The sequence below is a fragment of the Pseudomonas gozinkensis genome, from assembly GCF_014863585.1.
Lineage (GTDB): Bacteria > Pseudomonadota > Gammaproteobacteria > Pseudomonadales > Pseudomonadaceae > Aquipseudomonas > Aquipseudomonas gozinkensis.
In genome coordinates this window covers 3,225,775-3,251,043 of the sequence record NZ_CP062253.1, presented here as the reverse complement: position 1 = coordinate 3,251,043, position 25,269 = coordinate 3,225,775, and the positions used below count along the sequence as shown (strand labels likewise).

Sequence of the window (25,269 nt, the reverse complement as noted above, 5' to 3'; positions counted from 1 at the left end):
CCCTAGCGGATCTGGTGCTTGTGCAGCAAACGGTAGAAGGTCGGCCGGGAGACGCCCAGTACTTTGGCCGCAACACTGAGGTTGTCGCTGTGCCGGTTCAATACGTCACACAGCGCCTGGCGTTCGGCACGAGTCTTGTAGTCTTCAAGGGTGCCCATCGGTACTGCGATCGACTGTTGGCTGATCAGTCCCAGGTCACGGGCCTCGATCTGTCGCCCTTCGGCCAGCACCAACCCCCGACGCACCCGGTTGGCCAGCTCCCGGACATTGCCTGGCCAGTCGTGCTTGCCCATGGCGATCAGCGCATCTTCGCTGAAGCTGCGCGGACGACGGCCGGTTTCGTGGCTGTAGAAATGGGAAAAATGGTTGGCCAGCATCGACAGGTCACCGTGGCGCTCGCGTAACGGCGCGGTCACCACTTGCAGCACATTGAGCCGATAGTACAAGTCTTCGCGAAAGCGCTTCTTCTCGATGGCGGCTTCGAGGTCGACGTGGGTCGCCGCCAGCACCCGCACATCCACCGGGATCGGTTGACTGCCGCCGACCCGTTCAATGTGCTTTTCCTGAAGAAAGCGCAACAGATTGGCTTGCAGTTCCAGCGGCAGATCGCCGATTTCATCGAGGAACAACGTGCCGCCATTGGCCGCCTCGATACGCCCGACCTTGCGTTGATGGGCACCGGTGAACGCGCCTTTTTCATGGCCGAACAGTTCGGACTGGATCAAGTGTTCGGGAATCGCCCCGCAATTGATCGCCACAAAGGGTTTACTGTGGCGTTGCGACTGCCGGTGCAAGGTGCGAGCGACCAATTCCTTGCCGGTACCGCTTTCGCCGCGGATCAATACTGGTGACTCGGTGGGCGCCAGTTTGCTCAGCAGTTTGCGCAACTCGCGGATCGGTTTACTGTCGCCCAGCAATTCATGTTCCGGCTGATCGACGTGAATCGTGCCCTGACCCCGCAGGCGCGCCATGCCGAACGCGCGCCCTAGGGTGACCTGCACCCGTGACACGTCGAACGGCAAGGTATGGAAATCGAAAAACCATTCGCAGACGAAGTCGCCGACGTTCTGCAATCGCAGTACTTCCTGATTCAGCACAGCGATCCACTCAGTGCCGCTGCGACTGATCAATTCTTTGACCGCTTCAGGACGTTCCAGATGAAAAGGTTGTAAACGCAACAAGCCGACGTCGCAGGTTCGGTCGGCGGCATTCTCCAGGCTACAACTGTCGACGTCCCACCCCACGGCACGCAAACCCGGCAACAATCGGTGACAGTCGTCGCACGGGTCGACGACCAATAAACGTCGTAATGCAGGCGCTTCGTTCATGACTGTTCCTTGGCGCCAAATTTTAGGAAATGATCGTAAAAACAGTCATTTGGCAAACCTGACTGTTACATTAGCAAGAATTTGACGGCGTCTTGTATCGATTGCTTATAGGTGTACAAGTCAAACAGTTATAAGAAGCCGTTTTATTAGTTAGCTATCGACTCTATTCTTTCGCCAGGCTTTCAATCCCTGTCTGAATAATGAGTGTATGAAAGAAAGTCGAAATTTCTTCAGATTCCGTGTGACCTGTCAGCGGGTTGCGTGCATCAGTACAAGTAACTCGCCGAACGGTAAGCCCAACCGACGGCACATCACTTGATTGGGCACTATAGAGAGAAGACCCCATGACCGCCCCGCTCCGTATCAACGAAGCTCTTTTGATTGCCAACCGCGCATTTAAACCTTTCCAATGCGTCGCCTGGGCCCCACAAGACGGCAATGGCGAACTGAGCCTGACTGTAATCGACCGCACAAACTCTCACATCGGTCGCACCCAGATCCCGAGCAGCGCCTACTCCGATCCGGCGCAACTTGAACACCTGCTGCAACAGGCCCGCGCCGAACTGAGCGAAGAAGGCTATGCGTTGCAATCCTGGTCCATGCCTCACTGATATTTCCGGGCAATGCGGATGACGCTCAAGTCATCCGCCCTCTTCTGTTAGTTGCAGATCTTTATTCAACTTCGGCCTCTTTTTACAACTTTCCTCAATACTTTCGCGCCTGGATGCTTGGCAGGCTTGCGACTGGTTCAAAAAGACACTGTTCTGGCACAGTGCGACCCTCCACCTGTTATTTCTATCAGTTGTACTTGCGCGTATTCAGGGATTGAATGTTCCGCTCATGCAGTTACCTGTCCGGCTCCCGGATTTCGGTCAACTCGCAAGGAGAAGCATGCATGTCAACCCAGACGGCCATAGCGCTGCCGACGCTAGCGAATAATCCCGGTCAACTCGACAAGACCTTTTCCAGCAACGGTGTGGCTCAGGTTTACTTCGCGGGCAGCACGTCCAGCCTGACCCAAAGTGTCGCAATCGATGCACAAGGTCGTGTTCTGGTCGCCGCCAAGGTCGGCACAGCTCAAGGCAGCCGCTTCGGGCTGGCCCGCCTGCTCGAGGACGGCTCGGCGGATCTGGGTTTCGGCGCTCAGGGCAGCGTGATCGGTCAGTTCGCCGCCGGTTTTGAAGCCACGGGCAGCAAGGTTCAGGTCTTGCCTGACGGGCGGATTCTGCTGGCGGGTCTGCACTACGAATCGGACCATCGCACCCTGCCCGCCCTGGCCCTGTTCGATGCCCAGGGCCGACCGGACCCGGATTTCGGTGACAATGGCCGGCAAATCGTCCGTCTGCCTGGCGATCTGTCCATGGGCACGCGCGATGCGTGGCTGCCGCCGGGCGTTCCGGGCGCTGAAGCCTGCGATTTTGCGGTGCAGCCAGACGGGCATATCCTGCTGATCGCCAACCATCACTTCGAACTGGCCGATCACGTCGGCATGCTGATCCGTCTCAAACCCAACGGCAGTCCGGACCCATCCTTCAACGGTCGCGGCTTGGTCATGGTTCGCCACTTGCTGCTCAATACCTGGCTCGGCAGTCTGCTGTTGCAAGAAGACGGACGCATTGTGGTCGCCGGCTCCATCGATTTCCCCCAGGAAGGCCTGCTCGCCCGTTACCTGCCGGACGGGCGGCTCGACGAACGCTTTGCAGTGGACGGTTTCATGGCCTTCAAAGCCCAGGGGCGCAGTGCACTGGTCAACCAGGTCCTCGAGTCGGCGGAGCATCTGCATTGTTTTGGCAGTAGCCGCGATCCGATTCGATGCATGGCGCACTCTATTCATGGCAACGGTCGCCCCGATCTGCACTTCCATGGCGGCCAGCCGCATCTGCTGGATATCGGCCCCAGCGGCTGCCAGTGGAGCGCCGCCCAGGCCATGCCGGACGGGCGCATCGTTGCGGTAGGCGCGACGATCGGCGGGGTTGAGGCCGACTTCATCGTCGCCCGCTATCTGGTCGACGGCAGCCTTGATCGAAGCTTCGGTTCCGGTAACGGCTGGTTGCGCACACGGATGGGCCGCAGCCTCGATACCGCCACGTCGGTGGCGATCCAACCTGATGGCAAGTTTCTGGTGGGCGGCTATTCGCTGGATGGCAACTACCGCGCGGTGGTCGCCCGCTATCTTAATCACTGATGTGAACCTTCCTGCACTTGATCTTGCTCATCGCTTACGGCAACTTGCGCGCTTCTTAATACAAGGAGCAACCGATGTCCGGTTCGATGGCTCAGGCGTTCGCGCACAACTTTCTCGGGCACTCGCCCCGCTGGTACAAGGCGTGCATCGTCGGGTTCCTGATCCTCAACGCCCTGGTGCTGTGGACCGTCGGCCCGGTCGCCGCCGGCTGGCTGCTGGTGATCGAGTTCATTTTCACTCTGGCCATGGCGCTCAAGTGCTACCCGCTGATGCCCGGCGGCTTGCTGCTGATCGAAGCGCTGCTGTTGAAAATGACCACGCCGCAGGCGCTGTACGAAGAGTTGCAGCACAACTTCCCGGTGATTCTGCTGCTGATGTTCATGGTCGCCGGCATCTACTTCATGAAAGACCTGCTGCTGTTTCTGTTCTCGCGTCTGTTGCTGGGCGTGCGTTCGAAGGCGCTGCTGGCCCTGATGTTCTGCTTTCTGTCGGCGTTTCTCTCGGCATTTCTCGACGCCCTTACCGTAACCGCAGTGATCATCAGCGCCGCCGTAGGCTTTTACTCGGTTTATCACCGGGTGGCGTCCGGCAACGATCCACGCCAGGACAGCGAATTCAGCGATGACCAGCATCTGCCCCAGCTGCATCACGAGGATCTGGAACAGTTCCGCGCTTTCCTGCGCAGCCTGTTGATGCACGGCGCCGTCGGCACCGCGTTGGGCGGCGTCTGCACCTTGGTGGGTGAACCGCAGAACCTGCTGATCGGCCACGAAATGGGTTGGCACTTCGCCGAATTCTTCCAAAAAGTTGCACCGGTTTCACTGCCAGTTCTGGTTGCGGGCCTGGTGACCTGCCTGCTGCTGGAGAAACTGCGCTGGTTTGGCTACGGCACGCTGTTGCCGGATAACGTACGTGCCGTGCTGGCCGCCTACGCCGCCGAAGACAACGCCGAGCGCACCCCGCGCCAACGCGCCGCCCTGCTGGTGCAAGGTTGCGCTGCGCTGATCCTGATTGCCGGGCTGGCGTTCCACATCGCAGAAGTCGGCCTGATCGGTCTGATGGTGATCGTACTGATTACCGCATTCACCGGGATCACCGACGAGCACCGACTGGGCAGCGCATTCAAGGACGCCATGCCGTTCACCGCGCTGCTGGTGGTGTTCTTCGCCGTGGTGGCGGTGATTCACGACCAGCAACTGTTCGCCCCGTTGATTCAGTGGGTACTGGCATTGCCGGCCGATCAGCAGCCGGGGATGCTGTTCATCGCCAACGGCCTGCTGTCGGCGATCAGTGACAACGTGTTTGTCGCGACGATCTACATCACCGAAGTGAAACAGGCGTTCCTGTCCGGCCACATGAGCCGCGAACATTTCGAGACGCTGGCGATTGCGATCAACACCGGCACCAACCTGCCGAGCGTAGCGACGCCCAATGGTCAGGCGGCGTTTCTGTTTCTGCTGACGTCGGCGATTGCACCACTGGTGCGGTTGTCCTACGGGCGGATGGTGTGGATGGCGTTGCCTTACACCGTGGTAATGGGATTGCTCGGCTGGTATGCCGTGAGTTACTGGCTGTAGAAACAAGATAAAAAATGTGGGAGCGAGCTTGCTCCCACATTGTTTTACAGAATGTACTTTTCGATGGCCTGCGCCACACCGTCCTCGGTGTTCGGCCCGGTTATCACGTCGGCCTGACGCTTCACCGCATCCTCTGCCTGGCCCATGGCGATGGACAGGCCGGCGACATGAAACATCGCCGGATCGTTGCCGCCATCGCCAATCGCCGCCGTCTGTGCCAGCGGCACGCCCAGGTGTTCAGCCAGCGTGACCAGCGCCGAGCCCTTGTTGGCCTCGACCGCCGTCACGTCCAGGTACACCGGTTGCGAACGCGACACCTGTGCCAGCCCTTCAACCTTCGGCAGCAACCGCGCCTCCAGTTCGATCAACAGCTCAGTGTTGTTGCTGGTCGCCACAATCTTGTCGATACGTTCCAGATACGGCTCGAAACTGTCGACCACCACCGGCGGATAACCGAGGCCATGCTGCTCGCGAGGGACCATCGGCCCATGCGGATCCTTGAGCAGCCAGTCGCCGCCGCTGAACACCCAGATTTCGACATCCGGCTGATCGGCGAACAACGCCAAAGCGCTCAGCGCTGCTGTGGCCGGCAGATAATGAGCAACCAGAATGCTGCCGTCCGGGTTGACGATGGTGCCACCGTTGAACGCAGCGGTCGGCAAATCGACGCCCAAGGCTTCGATCTGCTGCAGCATGGCTTTGGGCGGACGCCCGGTAGCGAGACTGAACAGCACGCCCGCCTCACGCAGCGCACGAACTGCGTCAATGGTGCGCTGGCTCAGGCTGTGATCGGGCAGCAACAGCGTGCCGTCCATGTCACTCAACAGAAAACGGATCGGCTCGCTCATCCGAGACCATGCCAGACGCGACCATCGCGAGTCAGCAGGTCATCGGCGGCTTTGGGCCCGTCTTCGCCCGCGGTGTAGGGCTGCACGCTCGCGTCCTGTTGCCAGGCGTCGAGGAACGGCTGTACCGCACGCCAGCCGTTCTCGATATTGTCAGCGCGCTGGAACAGCGTCTGGTCACCGGTCAGGCAGTCGTAGATCAGGGTTTCGTAGCCGGTGGACGGCTGCATTTCAAAGAAGTCCTTGTAGGCAAAACCCAGCTCGATATTGGCCATGTTCAGCGCCGGCCCCGGTCGTTTGGCCAGCAGGTCGAACCACATGCCTTCGTTGGGCTGGATCTGGATACGCAGGTAGGTCGGCTGCAGTTCGTCGACCTCGGTATCCCGGAACTGTGCATACGGCGCTGGCTTGAAGCAGATGACGATCTCGGTATCGCGCACGCTCATGCGTTTGCCGGTGCGCAGGTAGAACGGCACGCCGACCCAACGCCAGTTGTCGATCATCACTTTCAGCGCCACGTAGGTTTCCGTGGTGCTTTCGGGCGAGACGTTGTTTTCATCGCGATAGCCGGCAACCGGTTTGCCAGCAACGTCACCGGCGCTGTACTGACCGCGTACCGAGTTTTCCCGGGCCTCTTCGGTGGTCCAGGGCCGGATCGCGCCGACCACCTTGGCCTTCTCGCCCCGCACCGCATCGGCGCCGAACGCGGCCGGCGGTTCCATCGCCACCATCGCCAGCAACTGGAACAGGTGGTTGGGCACCATGTCCCGCAGGGCGCCGGTGTGTTCGTAGAAACTGCCACGGGTTTCGACGCCGACGGTTTCGGCGGCGGTGATCTGCACGTGGTCGATGTAATGGTTGTTCCAGAACGCTTCGAACAGGCTGTTGGAGAACCGGCTGACCAGAATGTTCTGCACGGTTTCCTTGCCCAGATAGTGATCGATCCGGTAGATCTGCTTTTCCGACATGACCTTGAGCAGGCAGGCGTTCAACGCCTCGGCGGTTTGCAGGTCGGAGCCGAACGGTTTTTCGATCACCACCCTTCTGAAGGCTTCCGGGGTTTCTTCGAGCAACCCGGCGCTGCCGAGACGGCGCACCACTTCGCTGAAGAAACGCGGCGCGGTGGCCAGGTAGAACACCGCATTGCCAGTGCCGCTGTCGGCGATTTTCGCCGCCAGGGCTGAATAGGTGCTGTCGTCCAGGAAGTCGCCCTGGACGTAGCTGATGCCTTTGGCGAGCTTGGCCCACAAGGCCGGATCAAGCATCTGATCGCCCTTGCCGACCTTGGCTGCCACTTCGGTGCGGATGAAGTCTTCGAGCTTTTGCGCGAAGGCTTCATCGCTGATGGCGTTGTGGTCAACGCCGACGATCCGCAGGCCATCATCCAGCAGGCCGTCGCGACTCAGGTTGTACAGCGCCGGCATGAGCAGGCGCTTGACCAGATCACCGTGGGCGCCGAACAGGAACAGCGTGGTCGGTGGCGCGGGTTCTGCCTTGGATTTCCTGCGGATCGTATGGGTCATTTCTTGGCAGTCTCCACATGGCCGCCGAAGCCGAAGCGCTGGGCCGAAAGAATCTTGTCGCCGAAAGTGCCCTGGCCGCGTGAGCGGTAGCGCGAGAACAGCGAGTTGGACAGCACCGGTACCGGCACCTTTTGTTCCATGGCCGCTTCGATGGTCCATTGACCTTCGCCGCTGTCGGCCACGGAGCCGGAGAAACCGTCGAGTTTCGGGTCGACCGCCAGGGCATCGGCGGTCAGGTCGAGCAGCCAGGACGATACAACGCTGCCACGACGCCAGACTTCGGCGATGTCGGCCACGTTCAGGTCGAAACGCTGGTCCTCCGGCAGAAGCTCGCTGGACTTGGTCTTGAGGATGTCGAAGCCTTCGGCGAAGGCCGCCATCATGCCGTACTCGATCCCGTTGTGGATCATCTTGACGAAGTGACCGGCACCGGCGGGACCTGCGTGGATGTAGCCGTGCTCGGCACGGTGGTCATCGGACTTGCGGTCCTTGGTGCGCGGGATGTCACCCATGCCCGGCGCCAGCGCGGCGAACAGCGGGTCCAGACGCTTCACGGTCTCGGCATCGCCGCCGATCATCATGCAGTAGCCGCGCTCCAGACCCCAGACGCCGCCGGAGGTGCCGACGTCGATGTAGTGCAGGCCCTTCTCGGCCAGGGTCTTGGCCCGGCGGATATCGTCCTTATAGTTGGTGTTGCCGCCATCGATGATGGTGTCGCCCGCTTCGAGCAACGTGCTCAGGGTTTCGATGGTGTCTTCTGTTGGCGCGCCGGCCGGCAGCATGACCCACACGGCACGCGGCTTGGCCAGGCCTGCGACCAGGGCAGGAAGATCGGCCACGCCGGTAGAGCCCTCGGCGGCCAGGGTGTCGACAAAGGCGGTATTGCGGTCGTAAACAACGGTGGTGTGACCGTTGAGCATCAGACGCCGTGCAATATTGCCGCCCATGCGGCCCAGTCCAATAATCCCGAGTTGCATGTGCTGATGCTCCTTACTACAAATAAAAGTGTGTCAAAGGTTATAGCCCAACGCTCTCATGGAGGTTAGTCCAGAGCGTCGGTGTGAAGTTTCCGGGCATTGTGCCCGATCCAGACTGATAACGTCGGGAAACGTGCCGAAGACACAACGACCATGAAAAATAAAAAAGTTCCATTCACGAGCAAAAGAAATCAAAATCGGCGCCGATAGCAGGTCAAGGCTCGAAACCGGGGCTGATCTGCAGTTGAGACACGCCATTTGCGAGGTGAGCAATGGGCACAGTACACACAGCAATGCCGCCACAAACCCTGTACGTCACCATCCGTCGCGATGAACTGCGTCAGTTGAAAGATGAACGCGATCAGCTCAAGCAGGAACTCGCGCAATTGCGCCTGCTGACCCAGGGCGCCGAGCCACAGCCCTTGCCGCGTGTACAGCGCTCGCCCCACGCCTGATCTCCCCGCCCCCGCTTCGGGAGCGGCCCTTGCCGTTCCCGACATGCTGCACCTCTGGCCTTTATCGGCAACTAACAAAGTTTTCACATTCGCTTGTTGATACTCCGGCGCATTCTGGCCGTGCGTGTCTGCGCATGGCCTCCGTTCGTCGGGTTCATGCGCCGGTGCATGAGGCGCCCGACGGTCGATGTGACGACTGAGCTGGAGTGCTGAATGGCGGTGTTCAAACGCAGCAATACGACTGCGACAGGTTTCGACTGGGCCGGTTTTCTCTGGCTGTTCGTGTTCTTCTGGTACTTCTCCGGTATCACCCAACTGCTGATCCAGTTGACGGGCACTTCAGGGTTCACGGGCTTTCGCCAGGCCTTCGTGATGAGCGCCGTGTGGCTCGCGCCGATGCTGCTGTTCCCCAAACGCACGCGTTTGCTCGCCGCACTGATCGGCGTGGTGCTGTGGGCCTGCTCGATGGCCAGCCTGGGTTACTTCTTCATCTACCAGCAGGAATTCTCCCAGAGCGTGATCTTCATCATGTTCGAGTCGAACGTGTCCGAAGCCGGCGAGTACATGACCCAGTACTTTGCCTGGTGGATGGTCCCGGCGTTCCTCGCGCATACCGCGTTCGCGTATTTCCTGTGGACCCGCCTGCGCCCGGTGTACCTGCCCCGTGGCCGGGCATTCGTCGCCGCCATGGCCATTCTCATCGCCGTGATCGGTTATCCGCTGGTCAAGCAGACAATGCGCACCGGAAGCTTCGCCCAGGGCTTCGAGAAATTCGAAACCCGCATCGAGCCAGCCGTGCCGTGGCAGATGGCCGTGGCTTATCACCGCTATCAGGAAACCCTGGCCGACATGCAGGGCATGCTGCATAGCGCGAGCAAGATCCCGCCGCTGAAAAACCTCAAGGATTCGGGCGCCAACCAGCCGGCGACCCTGGTGCTGGTGATCGGCGAATCCACCAACCGCCAGCGCATGAGCCTCTACGGCTACCCGCGTAAAACCACGCCGGAACTGGACAAGCTCAAGGATCAGCTGTCGGTCTTCGACAATGTCATCACCCCGCGCCCGTACACAATTGAAGCGCTGCAACAGGTGCTGACCTTCGCCGACGAAGAAAACCCGGACCTGTACCTGTCCACCCCGTCACTGGTCAGCATGATGAAACAGGCTGGCTACAAGACCTTCTGGATCACCAACCAGCAGACCATGACCAAGCGCAACACCATGCTCACGACCTTCTCCGAACAGGCCGACGAGCAGGTGTACCTGAACAACAACCGCAACCAGAACGCCGCGCAGTACGACGGTGACGTGATCGAACCGTTCAACAAGGCCCTGGCCGACGCGGCGCCGCGCAAATTGATCGTCGTGCATCTGCTCGGTACGCACATGAGCTACCAGTACCGTTATCCGCCGAGCTTCGACAAGTTCCAGGATCGCAACGGCGTTCCGGCCGGTGTGCGTGACGATCAGGTACCGACCTACAACAGCTACGACAACGCGGTGCTGTACAACGATTTCGTGGTCTCAAGCCTGATCAAGGACTACGCAAAATCCGATCCGAACGGCTTTTTGCTGTACCTCTCCGACCACGGTGAAGACGTGTTCGACTCGGTGGGCCACACCACCTTGGGCCGCAACGAAAACAAGCCGACGTCGCCGATGTACACCATTCCGTTCATGGCCTGGGCCTCGCCAAAGTGGCGTGAAACCCACGACTGGAGCTTCGCCGGGGACCTGAGCCGGCCGTACAGCAGCTCGCACCTGATCCACACCTGGGCGGATCTGGCCGGTTTGAGTTTCGATGAGCTGGATCGGACCAAGAGCCTGGTCAGCGACAGCTTCAAGCCACGTCCGCTGTTGATCGGCAATCCTTACGAACGTGAACAGCGGGCCCTGATCGACTTCAGCCTGATGAGGCCGAAAAAGCCCGCGGTGACGAGCACAGAAGTCGTTCAGCAGCAGTAACAAAAAAGGACCGGAAACGGTCCTTTTTTCATACACCTGAAATATCTCCAAATAACAATATTTCTCGTTTGATACTAAATCGCACTGCCCGCTTTCGTCTTTGAGCAAACGGAATTTTTCCCTCGAAGACAAGGAGTCGGCTGCGATGTTCGCGCCCATCACCCGTTCCATGACCCTCACCCTGGGCTTGTGCAGTGTTGCATTGAGCCCGGACCTGCTGGCTGAAACCGACACAGAAAAACAGTCGCCCCCCGCTGCGCCGGCACTGGAGCTGGCCTCCACCAGCGTCACCGCCCAGGGCCTGGGCAACACCACTGAAAACAGCCACGCCTACACCACTGGCGCCATGAGCACGGCCACACGGCTGAACCTGTCGATCAAGGAAACCCCGCAATCGCTGTCCGTGGTCACCCGTCAGCAGATGGATGATTTCAAGCTCGGTACATTGTCCGAAGCCATGAGCCAGACCACCGGCATTGTGGTGCAGCACAACGACTCGGACCGGGTCAGCTATTCGTCCCGCGGCTACTCGATCAACAACTTCCAGATCGACGGGATGCTCAACACCTTCCAGTACATGAAGTCCGATTCGGACACCATCATCTACGACCGCATCGAGGTCGTGCGTGGTGCCACCGGCCTGACCACCGGCGCTGGTGACCCGTCGGCGACCATCAACATGGTGCGTAAACGCCCGACCGCGCAATGGCAGGCTCAAGCCGGCGCCAGCGGCGGCAGCTACGACGATTACTACAGTTACGTCGATGTCGGCGGCCCGCTGGCCTTCGATGGACGCCTGCGCGGACGCAGTGTACTGGCCTACCGCGACCAGGGATCGTTTCGCGACAAGTACGCCCTGCAACGGGAAGTAGGTTACGGCATCCTCGAAGCCGACCTGACCGACTCCACCGTACTGGCAGTCGGTTACGACTATCAGGACAAACAGGTGCAAGGCTCCTCGTGGGGTACCCTGCCGTACTGGAACGCCGATGGCAGCAAGGCAAGCCTCGGGCGTTCGACCAACATGGCAACCTCCTGGAGCTCCTGGCCCCTGCGGGACAAGACCGCGTTCGCCACACTCGATCAGGCCCTGGCGGGCGACTGGCATCTGAAAGCCGCCTACACCCACCGCAAGAGCGACACCGACGGCAAGGTCTACTACGCCGGCGCCGGTTTCCCCGAGCCTGATCGCAGTGGCATGACCGCCTACACCTCGCACATGATCGGCCCGCAGCGCATGAAGGCGTACGACTTCAACCTGTCCGGCCCCTACTCGCTGCTGGGGCGCGAACATCAGATGATGATCGGCTATGGCGAAGCCGAACGCAGCTCCAGCTCGCCCTATACCGTTGACGGTCCGGTTGCGCGCAACTACAGCACCATCCGCGACTGGAAGTACATGGGCGACATCGCCAGATTCCCGGACACCGTGACCGGGCTCACCGGTTCAAAAGACAGCACGCAACAGAAAGCCGGCTACCTGGCGACCCGCCTGAGCCTGACGGACGACTTGCACGCCGTGCTCGGCGCCCGCTACGGCAGCTGGAAGGCATCAAAAACAGCCAACACCTTCGACGACAACCTGCAACTGGAGAGCGTCGATGCCAGCCGCCAGCAGCACAACGATATGTGGACGCCCTATGCCGGCCTGCTCTATGACCTGACGCCGGAGTACACCGTTTACGCCAGCTACACCGACATTTTCAAACCACAGACCTACCGCGACGCCAACCGCAAGTTCATCGAGCCGATCGTCGGCAGCAACTATGAACTTGGGCTCAAGGGCAGCCTGCTGGACGAGCGCCTGAACCTGGCCACCGCCATTTTCTGGAGCAAGCAGGACAACGTGGCCGAAGTGGATGACTCGGTACCACCGGATCCGGTGACCCAGGAGGAGTTCTACAAATCGGGTGGCAAGGGCAACAAGGTCAACGGTTTCGAAGCGGAAGTTTCGGGCGAAGTTCTCGACGGCTGGAACATGACCGCCGGCTACACCTACACCCACTCGGTCAACGGCGAGAAAAATCGCACCAACACCAACCAGCCGCTGAACCTGTTCCGCCTGTCCACGGCCTATCGCCTGCCGGGCAACTGGAATGCCCTGACCGTGGGCGGTGCGGTGAACTGGCAGAGCGACGTCTACGGCAACTCCAACCGCCCGGTCGGGCGCGGTACCAATGGCCGGATCATCACCGAACGGACACGAATCAGTCAGGACGCCTACACGGTGGTCAAGCTGATGTCGCGTTATGAGTTCGACAAACACCTGTCGGCATCCCTCAATGTCGACAACCTGTTCGACAAGAAGTATTACGACAACGTCGGCTTCTACAACGGCGTGTTCTGGGGCGATCCTCGCACCGTCACGCTGAGCCTCGACTGGAAACTCTGACGCCCTTCCCCGCGACCTGCACGCGTCATTCACGCGTGCAGCGTTCGTCCGATACGCCGTGGAAACACCCGGTAAAACCTACACTGAACGAGCGTTAACCCTTTGTTAATGCCCTCGGCGGACACTGCGCCCCGAGGCCCTGATTCATGGATGAACGGCTCCGACATTTTTCGTAGGAGGCACCATGAAAACCACGACTGCAATTCTTGCCGGTCTACTCACCCTCGCATCCGCCAGCGCATTCGCCGAAGGCGGCGCCGAGCGCATGAGACATTACTGGGCCAATTTCCCGGTTCATTCCGCACAAAGTCAGCAGGCTGACGCGAAGACCAATGAACTCAAGGTTCCGGACGACCAGACCGCCCAGGTCACCGAGTCCTATCGCCCTTGAGCGAACGTTTTACCGATGGACCTGCGATGGCTCCGCTCTGGCCCCGCAGATGACAGTTGGGCGCCCTTTCCGGGCGCCTTTTTTTATGCCTGCAGATCCTTGATCCAGAACAGCATGCGCCCGTGACTCGGGTCGAACATGCCTGGCGCGAAGCCGAATTTGGCGTAGGAATTCTGCGCCACGGCGTTGCCTTCAAGTACTTCCAGGGTGATCTTGCAGCACCCGCGCTGGCGGGCGATGTCCTCGACCTTGCGCAGCATTTTCTGGCTCAGCCCAAGGCCGCGAAACTTCGTCACCACCGATACGTCATGCACGTTGACCAGCGGTTTGCAGGCAAACGTGGAAAACCCTTCAAAACAGTTCACCAGCCCTGCCGGCTCACCGCCGACAAACGCCAGGACGCTGAACGCGTGGGGTCGCTTGGCCAATTCGGTGGGCAGTTGCTGCAACAGTTCGGGGGCAATGGGATGGCCGCCGCCCATCGGATCTTCGGCGTAATGATTGAGCACCACACCGATGGCCTCGGCATGCACCGGATTGGTGTAACTGGCTTGAAGCACAAGAATTTCTGCGGAATCCATTTCCTTCCTCGATCGCACGGAGCCCCGGCGCGTTTGATACGCACTGATAGGCTCCACGACCTTAGCGCGAGGCGGGCCCCTGCCACAACCCGGCGTTTTCAGTGTCCCCAGATAAGTTCTTCGGTCCAGCCCAGTTCGGCGAAATCCTCGGCTCGCAAACCGGACTCGCCAGCACAGAAAAACTCATCCAGTTGCGGCGGTTTCACCGAGGTGGCGCTGAGCATCGCGTGGACCTGGCCACGATGGTGGATCTGGTGTTCGAACAGATGGGAAATCATCCGCAGACGGCTGTCGTGCTGCGGCGTGTCACGGGCGATGGTGACCATGCGCCCCAGATCGGCATCGCGCAGTTGCTCGCAATAGGCGATCAAGCGGCGGTCGACATGCGCCTGCTCACGGCGCAAGGCCAGCGCTTCGGTGAAGGGTTCGTCTGTGGTGAAGAACACGTAGCAATCGGGATGCGGCTCGTCACCGCGCAACTCGCGTTCCAGCGCGTCGACGTAAAACCAGTCGCAGGTGAGGATGTGGTTGAGGGTCAGGCGGATGCCCGGGAAGAAACTGATCCGTGGCGCCGCCAGCTCCGCGTCGTCGAGCTGGCTCCAGGCCTTGGCCAGTCGATGGTTGGCCCAGGCATTCTGATAGGCCATGGTCAGCAAATGGTGGGACAGTGGCTGAGTCATGTCGCGCCCTCCGTGTTTTCAGGTCTCGGCGAAGCGTTGCAGCTGCATCTCCTGCAAACGGCTGAGGGTCCGGCGGAACGGAAATTCCAGGTAGCCCTCGGTGTACAGCGCATCCATCGGCACTTCGGCCTCGATGTACAACGGCACCTTGCGGTCGTAGCACTCGTCGACCAGCGCAATGAAGCGGCGCACCCCGTCGTCGTGCACCGACAGTTGCGGCAATTCGCGATCACCGGCCACCACCCGTTCGGCCCCGTCTTCGGTGCCTCGGGCAATCCGCCCTTCGCGCTTTTTCGCACTGAGGTTCGGCACCTCGCTCAACAGGATAGCCCGGTAGGTGTCGCACAGCGCGATGAAGTCCATGGCGGCGAACGGTTGCTCACACAGATCGGCGTAACGGCACCACAGCACCGAATCGCTGGCCTGCACCACGTTCAGGGCGCGATAACCGACCGGCACCGGTTCTGCACTGACGGTTTGCCCGGTGGCTAACGCCTCGAACACCTGACCCAGCGCGCCGCCCTGCTCCGCAGATGCAACCCAATAGCGTTGCTCGATAGCGCCGGGATGCAAGCGGTGATCTTCGGCGCCGTTCACCGCGACCACTTGCATGTGCTGCTTGATCGCAGTGATCGCCGGCAAAAAGCGGTCACGGTTGAATCCGTCGGCATACAGCTGATCCGGCGGCAGGTTGGATGTGCAGACCACCACCACGCCTTCGTCGAACATCACCTGAAACAGGCGCCCGAGAATAATTGCGTCACCGATGTCATTGACGAACAGCTCGTCGAAACACAACACCCGCACCTCCGCCGCCAGCTCACGGGCCAGCGCCCGCAATGGATCGGCAATCCCGGTCAGTTGAAAGGAACGCTGGTGCACCCAGCCCATGAAGTGATGAAAGTGCTGCCGCCGCGCCGGCACCCGCAAACTCTGATGAAACTGGTCCATCAGCCAGGTCTTGCCGCGCCCGACCGGCCCCCACAGGTAAACGCCGGTGACCGAACGGGCACTGGCGTGCAGGGCTTCATGGCATTTTTGCAAGGCCCAGACCGCGTGTTCCTGGGCTTCATCCTGGATGAAGCCCTTATGGTCGACGGCGTATTGCCAGGCGCTCAGGGGGGAGTCGAAAGTCATGCGCGGCAGTATGCCACGATGGCTACAGGGAAATATCCAGCCGAGCGATTTTGCCCTGTTCGTTGAGCCGGAACGTGTAGCGCAGCTCCAGCGGGCTGCCGGGAAACGTTCCGGAGATCAGCCCTTGCACCAGCACCTTGCCGGTGCGCTGCTGGACGCCGAGCACTTCGACCCGCGGCTGATAACGCTGGGCGGTGTCCTGCATCCAGTTCGCAATGGCCTGCGGGCCGACCTGATGATGACCTTCATCGAACACATGGGCATCCTCGGCAAAAAAACTGCCGACCCGGGACGTATCGCGAGCATTGGCGGCGTTGATGTACTCAACGATGGCCGGGGCGAGGATCGAGGTGGGATGGAACATGATTACAGCTCCTTTTTTCGGGTTCTGTCGCCATCCTAGAACAGCCCTGCGTCAATTCCTGTCAGGAGTGAAACGGCCGTTTTCGTCCAGTTGCATCTGCCGTTGCCAGGTGCGCAGCAGGTCGCTGCGCCGCCCCGGATAGCACTCGCCCTGCAGGCTGGCGGCGGCAATCCGGTCGGTGCGAAACGTGCGATAGGCGCCACGTAATTCACACCACGCCACAATGATCCGCACCTCGTTGAGAAAGCCCAGCGCCAGCGGCCAGATCAAGCGCTGGCTCTGTACCTGCTGCGCATCGGCGTAATCGATGTGCAGCTTGGCCTGGTCGCGGATCGCGTGGCGGAAAACGTTCAAGGGCACCGCGTTTTGCGGAAAACCGTAACCCGGCGGCCCGGGCATCACCGTTGGATTGCGCAGCGCTTCCTGGGCCTGCGGGTCCAGCACCGCGGCGATTTTCGCTAGCGCATCCGCCGCAGCCTTGCTCAGGACTTCGTCGCCGCGCTGATCGACATAACGCAGGCCCAGCACGATGGCTTCGGTCTCGTCGGCGTTGAGCATCAGCGGCGGCAGAAACAGACCGCTGCGCAACACATACCCGATGCCCGCCTCGCCGTGGATCGGCGCACCGAGTGCAGTCAGTTCGGCGATGTCGCGATAGAGCGTGCGTTCGGAGATTTCCAACTCGGACGCCAGCGTCGCCGCGGTCACCGGGCGCTTCTTGCCGCGCAGCACTTGCAGAAGGGTCAACAGACGAGTGGTTCGCGACACGGTGGAGGCTCTGGACAGAAAATTTGCCGGAGCTTAGCAGAGCCTGGTGTCAGAAATTGTCAGGAGTTTTCACCAGGCTCGGAGGGGATCACACGTCGACTTTGTGTCTGGCCGCGTACAGGCAAAGCATCTCCATGGCCAGTGTGGCGGCGGCCAGCGAGGTGACGTCCGCATGGTCGTAGGCCGGCGCCACTTCCACCACGTCCATGCCCACCAGATTGATCCCACGCAGGCCGCCCAGGATTTCCAGCGCCTGCACCGTGCTCAGGCCGCCGCACACCGGGGTGCCGGTGCCGGGTGCGAAGGCCGGATCCAGGCAATCGATGTCGAACGTCAGGTACACCGGGTTGTCCCCGACCCGCGCACGAATGGCCTCGACAATCGCTTCGCAGCCCCGGCGATGCACCTGCCGCGCGTCCAGCACCTGAAAGCCTTGATGATCGTCATTGGTGGTGCGCAAACCGATCTGCACCGAACGCGCCGGATCCACCAGCCCTTCCCGCGCGGCGTGCCAGAACATGGTGCCGTGGTCGACCCGTTTGCCTCCCTCGTCCGGCCAGGTGTCGCTGTGGGCATCGAAGTGGATCAGCGACAGCGTGCCGTGCTTGCGCGCGTGGGCCTTGAGCAGCGGATAGCTGATGAAGTGATCGCCGCCAAACGTGAGCATGGCGCTGCCGGAGCTGAGGATGTGCTCGGCGTGGGCCTCGATGCTTTCCGGGATGGTGTGCGGCGAGCCGTAATCGAAGTCGCAATCGCCGTAATCGATCACCGCCAGATGATCGAACGGGTCGAACGCCCACGGCCAGTGCCGTTCCCAGGCAATCCCGGTGGACGCCGCACGAATCCCGCGCGGCCCGAAACGGGCGCCGGGACGGTTACTGGTGGCGGTGTCGAAAGGCACGCCGCTGACGGCCACGTCCACACCGCGCAGGTCACGGCTGTAGCGCCGGCGCATGAAACTGGTGATCCCGGCGTAGGTGCTTTCGGCAGCGGTGCCGAAAAGGCTGTCACGGGTCAGGGCCTGATCGTTTTGCATGGGCACGTCCATCGGTGTGTTCCTGTTGTTATGAAGGGCTATTGGCGGCTACGGAAAGTGGTCCACAGGCGTGTGCGCTGGCGCATGTCCTTGAGGCTCATGCTGTGGTCGGCGTACAGCCGCTCGCGCACATCGGGTTTCGGGTAGATGTCCGGGTCGTTGCGCACCGCTTCATCCACCAGCGGCGTGGCGGCCTGGTTGGCGGTGGCGAAGAACAGCGTATTGGTCAGCGCCGCCACGGATTCGGGGCGCAACATGAACTCGATGAAGGTGCGTGCGGCTTCGGGGTGCGGCGCGTCTTTCGGGATGGCGAGGTTGTCCTGCCACACCAGCGTGCCTTCCTTGGGGATCCGGTAAGCCACTTCAAACGGCTTGTTGGCCTTGCGCGCCTGATCGGCGGCCATGCTCGCGTCACCGTTGTAGGTCAGCGCCAGGCAGACGCTGCCGTTGGCCAGATCACTGATCTGCCGGCCGGTGGCGACGTACAGCACCGAGGGCTGCAACGTCTGCAACAAGGCTTCGGCAGCGGCCAGATCGGCCTTGTCGGTGCTGTAGGGATCTTTGCCGAGATAGTGCAGTGCCAGACCGATCACCTCCTGCGGCGAGTCGAGAATGGCGATCCCGCAATCCTTGAGTTTGCTGGCGTATTCAGGCTTGAACAGCAGATCGAGGCTGTTGAGCGGCACGTCCGGTAGCCGTTGCTTGACCGCTTCAACGTTCATGCCCAGGCCGAGGGTGCCCCAGGTGTAAGGCACGCCGTAGCGGTTGCCGGGATCGACCGCCGCCAGTTTTTCCAGCAGATCCGGATCGAGATTGGCGTAGCCCTTGAGCCCTTCGTGAGGGATTTCCTTCAAGGCGCCAGCCGCCAACCCACGGGCCAGCACGCTGGACGATGGCACCACCACGTCATAACCGCTGCCGCCAGTGAGCAGTTTGGTTTCCAGCACCTCGGACGTATCGAAGGTGTCGTAGCGCACGTGGATGCCGGTTTCCTTTTCGAAACGCTGCAAGGTTTCCGGCGCCACGTAATCGGCCCAGCTATAGAGATTGAGGGTTTTCTCTTCGGCCTGGGCGGCGATGGAGACAGTAAGCAACAAAGCGGGCAAACACAGCTTGAAGACGGGAGCCATGACGAACACCTGACCGAAGGAAGTGGTGGCAGGATGCGCCGTCGGATACATTCGAGAAATATCAAGTTTGTTAACCTGACTTTATTCCGGAGTAATGTGATGCTCGGTCAGCTGCATGATATCGATCTTCAGCTTCTGCGGCTGTTTCTCGGGGTGGTCGAATCCAACGGATTCAGCGCCGCCCAAGGTGAACTGGGGCTGAGCCAGTCGAGCATCAGCCAGCAAATGGCCAAGCTTGAGACGCGTCTCGGCTATCGGGTTTGCAACCGTGGCAAGGGCGGATTCAGCCTGACGCCCAAGGGCGAGCAACTGCTTATTGCCGCGCGGGCGCTGTTCGATTCGATCGAAACCTTCCGCCATCAATCCAACGGCGTCGCCGGGCGCTTGATCGGCGAAGTGCGGCTGGGCCTGTCGGAAGCGGTCGATCAGTCGGTTCTGCAACGGGTGGCGGATGCGATCCGGCGCTTTCGCGAGCGGGACGAATCGGTGCGTATCGAGCTGATCAGCGCCATGCCCGGTGAAATGGAGCGTCTGCTGCTGCAACACCGGCTGGACCTGGCCATCGGTTACTTCTCCCAGGTGCAGAGCGCGTTCGACTACCGCGAACTGTTCAGTGAAACCCAGCATCTGTATTGCGCGCCCGGCCATCCGCTGTTTACCGACGAGGCGCCCGATGATGCAGCGTTGCAGGCCTGTGACCGGGTCGATCACCCGTACAGGTTTCTGCGCAGTGACGAGCCGTTTCAGGGCAAGGTCTGCTCGGCCCGCTCGGAACAGGTCGAAGGCACCCTCGCCTTCATTCTGTCCGGCAAACACGTCGGTTATTTGCCCAACCATTACGCCCGCCAGTGGCAGGACAAGGGACTGCTGCGACCGGTGCGCGAAGGCGAGTTGAGCTTTGACGTGGCGTTTCATCTTGCTCGCCATCGAGCCCAAGTACCGGGAGACGCGCAGAAAGCGTTTGAAGAGGATCTACTGTCAGCCTTTGGTCGAACCTGATCATTTTTTGGAACGCGGAGCGTCCCGGGCTGCATTCCCACGCAGAGTGGGAACGATCATGCGTTGCCCTCGCCCCTCGCTTACGGCATCCTGCGCACCCATTTTCCGACCCGGCCCCGCATTGCGGCACGCAAACCACCATGACCGTCTCTGAAAAAGCCCCGCGCAACAACGATCTGATCTACGGCCTCAACGACCGTCCGCACTTCACCGCAACGGTGTTTGCCGCCCTGCAACACGTGCTGGCCAGCTTCGTCGGCATCATCACCCCGACCCTGATCATGGGCGGCGCCCTCGGTCTGCAAAGCGAAATCCCGTATCTGATCAGCATGGCGCTGTTCGTCTCGGGCCTCGGCACCTTCGTTCAGGCCAAGCGCTTTGGCCCGGTCGGTTCGGGGCTGTTGTGCCTGCAAGGCACCAGTTTTTCCTTTATCAGCGTGATTCTCAGCGCCGGTTTCATGGTCAAGGCCCGGGGCGGCGGCACCGATGAAATCCTGTCGACGATCTTCGGCGTGTGCTTCTTCGCCGCCTTCATCGAAGTGGTCTTGAGCCAGTTCATCGGCAAATTGCGCATGCTGATCACCCCGGTGGTGACCGGCACCATCATCACGCTGATGGGCCTGTCGCTGATCAAAGTGGCGATGACCGACATTGCCGGCGGCTTCGGCGCGGCGGATCTGGGCGCGGCCAGCCACGTGTTCCTGGCGGCGCTGGTGCTGGGCACCATTGTGGTGTTGAACCGGGTGGATGTGCCGTTCCTGCGGTTGGGCGCGATCGTTATCGGCCTGACCCTCGGCTACGTGGTGGCGTGGCTGATGGGCACCGTGGATTTTGCCAACCTGCCCGAAGTGCCGGTGGTCAGCGTGCCGGTGCCGTTCAAGTACGGTTTCAACTTCGACTGGGTAGCATTTGTGCCGGTGGCGGTGATTTTCCTGGTGTCGCCGCTGGAAGCCGCCGGTGACCTGACCGCCAACTCGATGATTTCCCGGCAGCCAGTCAAAGGCCCGCTGTACATCCGCCGGATCAAGTCGGGTTTGCTGGCCGACGGCCTCAACTCGGCCATGGCCGCCGTGTTCAACAGCATGCCGATGGTGACCTTCGCCCAGAACAACGGGGTGATTCAGCTGACCGGCGTGGCCAGCCGCTACGTGGCGTTCTTCATTGCCGGCCTGTTGGTGCTGCTGGGTCTGTTCCCGATGATCGGTGCGGTGCTGCAATTGATGCCGAAACCGGTGCTCGGCGGCGCGGAGCTGGTGATGTTCGGCACCGTGGCCGTGGCCGGGATCAAGATCCTCGCCGAGGCCGGCCTGCATCGGCGCAACATGCTGATCGTGGCGATTTCCGTCGGCATGGGCCTGGGCATCGCCGCCGTGCCGGAAGTGCTGCGCGAACTGCCGCAAGCGTTGCGCAATATTTTCGAGTCGCCGATCACCGTCGGCGCGCTGTGTGCGATCGTGCTGAATATCTTCCTGCCAGAAGAGTTCATCGAGCTGGAAGAGGATGACTTCGACCCGGAAGCCTCTATCCTTCAGGTCATGGAAAACCCCGAGCTGCCGGCCAAAGCTGAACCCGCAACGAAGGCCGCTGTCGCACAGTTGAACCGTTGATCCTGTCCGCTCATTGAAAAAGGGCTGATACCGGCCACGGTTCAGCCCTTTTTCAATGAGAGAGCATCAATGCGCCGTCTCCAAGCCGTCATCCTGTCCCTGCTTCTGCTCTCCCTCAGCGCTTGTGCGTTGTTTCCCAATCGTGATCCGGTAAACATCAATGTGGTCGGCCTCGAACCGCTGCCTAGCCAGGATCTGGAAGTGCGCTTCGCGATCAAGCTGCGGGTGCAGAATCCCAACGAAACCGCCATCGACTACAACGGCATCGCGCTGGATCTGGAGGTCAACGGCCACTCGCTGGCGTCGGGTGTCAGCGATCAGACCGGCTCGATTCCACGGTTCTCCGAAACCATTGTCAGCGTCCCGGTGAGCATTTCCGCGTTCTCGGTGTTGCGCCAGACCCTGGGCCTGAGCCAGACCCAAACCCTCGACAACCTGCCCTATGTGCTGCGCGGCAAATTGGCGGGCGGGCTGTTTGGCACGATGCGATTTGTCGATACCGGCAAGCTCAGTCTGCCCAGAGCCAGTGCTGCCACCTGGTAATCCACCAAAGCCATTGTGGGAGCGAGCTTGCCCGCGAAAGGGCCGTGTCAGTTGACTCAAAGGGGGCTGATACACCGCCTTCGCGAGCAAGCTCGCTCACACAGGGTTATGTGTGAAAACGCACCCCCGGTTTCGCCCGCTCGTCGACGCTCAACTCGAACACATCCGGCCGCGCATAGTGGCCGACCACGTCGTAGTCGTAGCGGGCGCGCACCAGTTCATCGGTGTCGATCTCGGCGGTGAGCAATCCGGCCTCGCCGCGCAACGGCCCGGCCAGCACGTCGCCCATCGGCCCGACGATCACGCTTCCACCGGCGATCAGCGGGCGATCCCCGGGCCAATTGGCGATCTCTACGCCCAGTTCATCCGGCGAGGCCTGCACCTGACAGGCGCTGACCACAAAGCAGCGCCCTTCATGGGCGATGTGGCGCATGCTGACCTGCCACATCTCGCGCTCGTCCACGGTCGGGGCACACCAGACCTCAATGCCTTTGGCGTACATCGCCGTGCGTAGCAGCGGCATCATGTTTTCCCAGCAGATCACCGCGCCGAGCTTGCCGACCTGAGTGTCGAGCACCGGCAGCGTCGAGCCGTCGCCCTTGCCCCAGATCAGCCGTTCTGTGCCGGTGGGCATCAGTTTGCGGTGCTTGGCCACAAGGCCTGCCTGCGGATCGAAATACAGCGCGGTGCAATGCAAGGTGCTGCCGGCCCGTTCGATCACGCCGATCACCAGATTGGCCCCGGTACGCGCCGACAGCCCGGCCAGCGCTTCGGTTTCCGCGCCCGGCACATCAATGGCGTTGGCAAAATAACGGGCGTAGGCCTCGCGCCCTTCCGGCAAGCGATAACCCAGTTGCGTGCCGAATCCCTCGCCTTTCGGGTAACCGCCGAGCAAGGCTTCGGGCATCACGACCAACGAGGCGCCGGATTCGCTGATCGCGGTTTCCCAGCTCAGGATCTGTTCCAGGGTTTCAGCCTTGCCACCGGGCAAGGCGCCGATCTGCAGGGCGGCAACGATTGATTTGGGCATGGCGGTCACTCCGTGAGGTTCAGGTGTTGCTCATTCTCCGGCGCCACGGGATCATGAATAAAGACCGATCCACTGCTGAATGATATGAACCAGATGAATATCGCAACCGTCGACCTCAACCTGCTCAAAGTCTTCGAAGCCCTGCATGAAGAGTCCAGCGCCAGCCGCGCAGCGTTGCGTCTGGGCGTGACCCAGTCGGCGGTCAGCGCGGCTCTGCGCCGGTTGCGCGAGGTGTATGGCGATCAGTTGTTCGTGCGCACCGGCCGGGGATTGGCGCCGACGCTCAAGGCCAACCAGTTGAAACCGGTCGTGAGCGATGCGCTGAACAAATGCCGGCAAAGCCTGGCCATGGTCGATCCAACCGCCAACCACTACGAAGGACGCTCGGTCACCGTGGGCCTCTCGGACGATTTCGAAATCGCTTATGGCCGCCGGCTGATCGAGGAAATCGCCCGCCGCGCGCCGAAACTGCGGCTGATCTTCCGTCAGACCCACAGCCAGATCGTCGCCCGGGCGCTGATGGAGCGCAGCATTGATCTGGCGATCACCGCCGGCGGGTTCGCCGAGCGGCTGCTCAGTCGTCAGGTGTTGGGTGAAGGGGGTTACGCGTGTCTGGTGGATCCGGCGAGTCTGGCGCCGGGCCAGCAGCAGATCGGACTGGAGGAATTCGTTACCCGTGAGCACCTGCTGGTGTCGTCGGGCGGTTTTATCGGGATCACCGATGAGGGGCTGGCGGCGCTGGGCCGCAGTCGCCGGGTCTGCGCCTCGACCACGCATTTCGCGGCGTTGCCGCATCTGCTCAAGGGCAGCGATGCGGTGGCCACCATTCCGACCCACGCCGCGCAGGCGATTGCTTCAATGAGCGGGCTGGCACTGCTGCCCTGCCCGCTCGCGTTGCCGCGTTACCCGATCGAACTGGGCTGGCGCACCAGCACCCAGATCGATCCGGTGGTGCTGGCGGTGCGCGAAGCGATTGCCGCCAGTTTCAGGGCCGAGTGATTACTTGTTGGCCGCCATCAGGCGATTGACTTCACTGCGCACCATGTTGGCGAATTCCGGCGGCGACATGCCGTCCAGTTCGGCGCGAACGAATTCGGCCCATTTGCCCTTGCGCTTGGAGCGCTCGCCGAACAACCGCGCGGCTTCGCCCTTGGCTTTGCCCAGATTGTTCTGCCAGAGTTCGAACAGTCGGGATTTTTCATCTTCCAGCGCGGCGCGCTCTGCGAGGGATTTGTCGGCCAGATTGAAACTCATCGGGAATTACCTGCTGCATGAAATGGCGACATCTTACACGCTGGGCAGAAACCTCTGACGCTGGTTTTTGCTCCGGATGGAAAATCGCTGCAACTTTTCAAGTCGCGCCGCACTCCATTGTTCACTGTCCATTCACCTGCAAGGAGTCACCCAATGGCCCGGAAAACCGCCGTTCAAGCCGCCGAAGACCAAATCAAGGACCAGGCCTTCAGCGAACTTCAGGCGCTGATCGAAGAGTCGGAAAAACTGCTCAAGAGCAGTGCCTCGCTGGTCGGCGAGGAAGCAGAAACCCTGCGCGGGCAAATCGCCCAGAAATTGCAGCAGGCGCTGGATTCAGTCACCAGCGTGCGTGATCGCACCAAACCGGCGGTGGATGCCACCGAGAGCTACATCGGCGGGCACCCGTGGCAGACCGTGGCGATCTCCGCCGGCTTCGGTCTGGTGGTCGGATTGCTGCTCGGTCGCCGCTGAGCGCGAACAAAAAAGGCGAGCCATGTGGCTC

25 protein-coding genes are annotated in these 25,269 nt (G+C 61.1%); 12 read left to right on the top strand and 13 right to left on the bottom strand.

The window, feature by feature from the left end; translation table 11 throughout:
* Positions 1-2: 2 nt before the first annotated feature.
* The gene (locus tag IHQ43_RS14390) at positions 3-1,328 is read right to left on the bottom strand and encodes a sigma-54 dependent transcriptional regulator (RefSeq protein ID WP_192564906.1); all 1,326 of its coding nucleotides are present in this window, start codon (positions 1,326-1,328) and stop codon (positions 3-5) included.
* Positions 1,329-1,672: 344 nt separating this feature from the next.
* On the opposite strand from IHQ43_RS14390, the gene IHQ43_RS14385 reads away from it, so the two are divergent.
* The 3 genes from IHQ43_RS14385 to nhaB all read left to right on the top strand — a co-directional run bounded on the left by IHQ43_RS14385 (position 1,673) and on the right by nhaB (position 5,090).
* Positions 1,673-1,939: a hypothetical protein gene (locus IHQ43_RS14385; RefSeq protein WP_085683766.1), complete on the top strand. Its 267-nt coding sequence runs from the start codon at positions 1,673-1,675 to the stop codon at positions 1,937-1,939.
* 284 nt (positions 1,940-2,223) lie between these two features.
* The gene (locus tag IHQ43_RS14380; RefSeq protein WP_192564905.1) at positions 2,224-3,513 is read left to right on the top strand and encodes an NHL repeat-containing protein; all 1,290 of its coding nucleotides are present in this window, start codon (positions 2,224-2,226) and stop codon (positions 3,511-3,513) included.
* 74 nt (positions 3,514-3,587) lie between these two features.
* On the top strand, positions 3,588-5,090 hold the full coding sequence (gene nhaB / locus IHQ43_RS14375; protein WP_192564904.1) for a sodium/proton antiporter NhaB: 1,503 nt from the start codon (positions 3,588-3,590) through the stop codon (positions 5,088-5,090).
* A 44-nt stretch (positions 5,091-5,134) separates the two neighbouring features.
* On the opposite strand, the gene IHQ43_RS14370 is transcribed toward nhaB, so the two are convergent.
* Genes IHQ43_RS14370 through gnd form a run of 3 tightly spaced genes read right to left on the bottom strand, consistent with a single transcriptional unit; the run spans position 5,135 to position 8,435 of the window.
* Positions 5,135-5,938 (bottom strand): HAD family hydrolase, encoded by an 804-nt coding sequence (locus IHQ43_RS14370; RefSeq protein WP_192564903.1) that lies wholly within the window; start codon positions 5,936-5,938, stop codon positions 5,135-5,137.
* Positions 5,935-7,458: a glucose-6-phosphate dehydrogenase gene (gene zwf, locus IHQ43_RS14365; RefSeq protein WP_192564902.1), complete on the bottom strand. Its 1,524-nt coding sequence runs from the start codon at positions 7,456-7,458 to the stop codon at positions 5,935-5,937. Before zwf ends, IHQ43_RS14370 begins: the two co-directional genes overlap by 4 nt.
* Positions 7,455-8,435 carry a phosphogluconate dehydrogenase (NAD(+)-dependent, decarboxylating) gene (gene gnd, locus IHQ43_RS14360; RefSeq protein WP_085708172.1) on the bottom strand — a complete coding sequence of 327 codons (981 nt, stop codon included), beginning with the start codon at positions 8,433-8,435 and terminating at the stop codon, positions 7,455-7,457. The genes zwf and gnd overlap by 4 nt, the downstream gene beginning before the upstream one ends.
* 272 nt (positions 8,436-8,707) lie before the next feature.
* On the opposite strand from gnd, the gene IHQ43_RS14355 reads away from it, so the two are divergent.
* The 4 genes from IHQ43_RS14355 (at position 8,708) to IHQ43_RS14340 (ending at position 13,638) form a co-directional block, all read left to right on the top strand.
* A complete protein-coding gene (locus IHQ43_RS14355; protein WP_007957508.1) occupies positions 8,708-8,890 on the top strand; it encodes a DUF6026 family protein in 183 nt (60 codons plus the stop codon).
* A gap of 213 nt (positions 8,891-9,103) precedes the next feature.
* Positions 9,104-10,855: a phosphoethanolamine transferase CptA gene (locus IHQ43_RS14350; RefSeq protein ID WP_192564901.1), complete on the top strand. Its 1,752-nt coding sequence runs from the start codon at positions 9,104-9,106 to the stop codon at positions 10,853-10,855.
* Between the two features lie 145 nt (positions 10,856-11,000).
* Entirely contained in the window at positions 11,001-13,247 is a 2,247-nt protein-coding gene (locus tag IHQ43_RS14345) for a TonB-dependent siderophore receptor (protein WP_192564900.1), read from the top strand.
* A 184-nt stretch (positions 13,248-13,431) separates the two neighbouring features.
* Positions 13,432-13,638, top strand: coding sequence for a hypothetical protein (locus tag IHQ43_RS14340; RefSeq protein ID WP_007957512.1), 207 nt, complete (start codon positions 13,432-13,434; stop codon positions 13,636-13,638).
* 83 nt (positions 13,639-13,721) lie between these two features.
* On the opposite strand, the gene IHQ43_RS14335 is transcribed toward IHQ43_RS14340, so the two are convergent.
* The 7 genes from IHQ43_RS14335 to IHQ43_RS14305 form a co-directional block, all read right to left on the bottom strand.
* Positions 13,722-14,219, bottom strand: a complete 498-nt coding sequence (locus IHQ43_RS14335; protein ID WP_192564899.1) for a GNAT family N-acetyltransferase — start codon at positions 14,217-14,219, stop codon at positions 13,722-13,724.
* Between the two features lie 98 nt (positions 14,220-14,317).
* Positions 14,318-14,899 carry a DinB family protein gene (locus tag IHQ43_RS14330; protein WP_192564898.1) on the bottom strand — a complete coding sequence of 194 codons (582 nt, stop codon included), beginning with the start codon at positions 14,897-14,899 and terminating at the stop codon, positions 14,318-14,320.
* 18 nt (positions 14,900-14,917) lie between these two features.
* Positions 14,918-16,036, bottom strand: coding sequence for a cell division protein ZapE (zapE, locus tag IHQ43_RS14325; protein ID WP_192564897.1), 1,119 nt, complete (start codon positions 16,034-16,036; stop codon positions 14,918-14,920).
* Between the two features lie 22 nt (positions 16,037-16,058).
* Complete coding sequence (locus IHQ43_RS14320; protein ID WP_007957516.1) at positions 16,059-16,400, bottom strand: nuclear transport factor 2 family protein; 342 nt, start codon at positions 16,398-16,400, stop codon at positions 16,059-16,061.
* Between the two features lie 51 nt (positions 16,401-16,451).
* Positions 16,452-17,168: a helix-turn-helix transcriptional regulator gene (locus IHQ43_RS14315; protein WP_192564896.1), complete on the bottom strand. Its 717-nt coding sequence runs from the start codon at positions 17,166-17,168 to the stop codon at positions 16,452-16,454.
* A gap of 88 nt (positions 17,169-17,256) precedes the next feature.
* Entirely contained in the window at positions 17,257-18,216 is a 960-nt protein-coding gene (gene speB, locus IHQ43_RS14310) for an agmatinase (RefSeq protein ID WP_192564895.1), read from the bottom strand.
* 26 nt (positions 18,217-18,242) lie between these two features.
* Entirely contained in the window at positions 18,243-19,334 is a 1,092-nt protein-coding gene (locus IHQ43_RS14305; protein ID WP_192564894.1) for a polyamine ABC transporter substrate-binding protein, read from the bottom strand.
* A gap of 99 nt (positions 19,335-19,433) precedes the next feature.
* Between IHQ43_RS14305 and IHQ43_RS14300 the strand changes: the two genes are divergently transcribed.
* The 3 genes from IHQ43_RS14300 to IHQ43_RS14290 all read left to right on the top strand — a co-directional run bounded on the left by IHQ43_RS14300 (position 19,434) and on the right by IHQ43_RS14290 (position 22,483).
* Positions 19,434-20,333: a LysR family transcriptional regulator gene (locus IHQ43_RS14300; protein ID WP_192564893.1), complete on the top strand. Its 900-nt coding sequence runs from the start codon at positions 19,434-19,436 to the stop codon at positions 20,331-20,333.
* A 140-nt stretch (positions 20,334-20,473) separates the two neighbouring features.
* The gene (locus IHQ43_RS14295) at positions 20,474-21,940 is read left to right on the top strand and encodes a nucleobase:cation symporter-2 family protein (protein WP_192564892.1); all 1,467 of its coding nucleotides are present in this window, start codon (positions 20,474-20,476) and stop codon (positions 21,938-21,940) included.
* Positions 21,941-22,009: 69 nt separating this feature from the next.
* Positions 22,010-22,483, top strand: a complete 474-nt coding sequence (locus IHQ43_RS14290; RefSeq protein ID WP_115077842.1) for an LEA/WHy family protein — start codon at positions 22,010-22,012, stop codon at positions 22,481-22,483.
* Between the two features lie 106 nt (positions 22,484-22,589).
* On the opposite strand, the gene IHQ43_RS14285 is transcribed toward IHQ43_RS14290, so the two are convergent.
* A complete protein-coding gene (locus tag IHQ43_RS14285) occupies positions 22,590-23,513 on the bottom strand; it encodes a carbon-nitrogen hydrolase family protein (protein ID WP_192564891.1) in 924 nt (307 codons plus the stop codon).
* A gap of 84 nt (positions 23,514-23,597) precedes the next feature.
* Here IHQ43_RS14285 and IHQ43_RS14280 point away from each other — a divergent pair, with 84 nt between their 5' ends.
* Positions 23,598-24,512: a LysR family transcriptional regulator gene (locus tag IHQ43_RS14280; protein WP_192564890.1), complete on the top strand. Its 915-nt coding sequence runs from the start codon at positions 23,598-23,600 to the stop codon at positions 24,510-24,512.
* On the opposite strand, the gene IHQ43_RS14275 is transcribed toward IHQ43_RS14280, so the two are convergent.
* Positions 24,513-24,767, bottom strand: coding sequence for a hypothetical protein (locus tag IHQ43_RS14275; protein ID WP_007957535.1), 255 nt, complete (start codon positions 24,765-24,767; stop codon positions 24,513-24,515).
* A gap of 153 nt (positions 24,768-24,920) precedes the next feature.
* On the opposite strand from IHQ43_RS14275, the gene IHQ43_RS14270 reads away from it, so the two are divergent.
* A complete protein-coding gene (locus IHQ43_RS14270) occupies positions 24,921-25,238 on the top strand; it encodes an ElaB/YgaM/YqjD family protein (protein ID WP_007957537.1) in 318 nt (105 codons plus the stop codon).
* Positions 25,239-25,269: the final 31 nt, after the last annotated feature.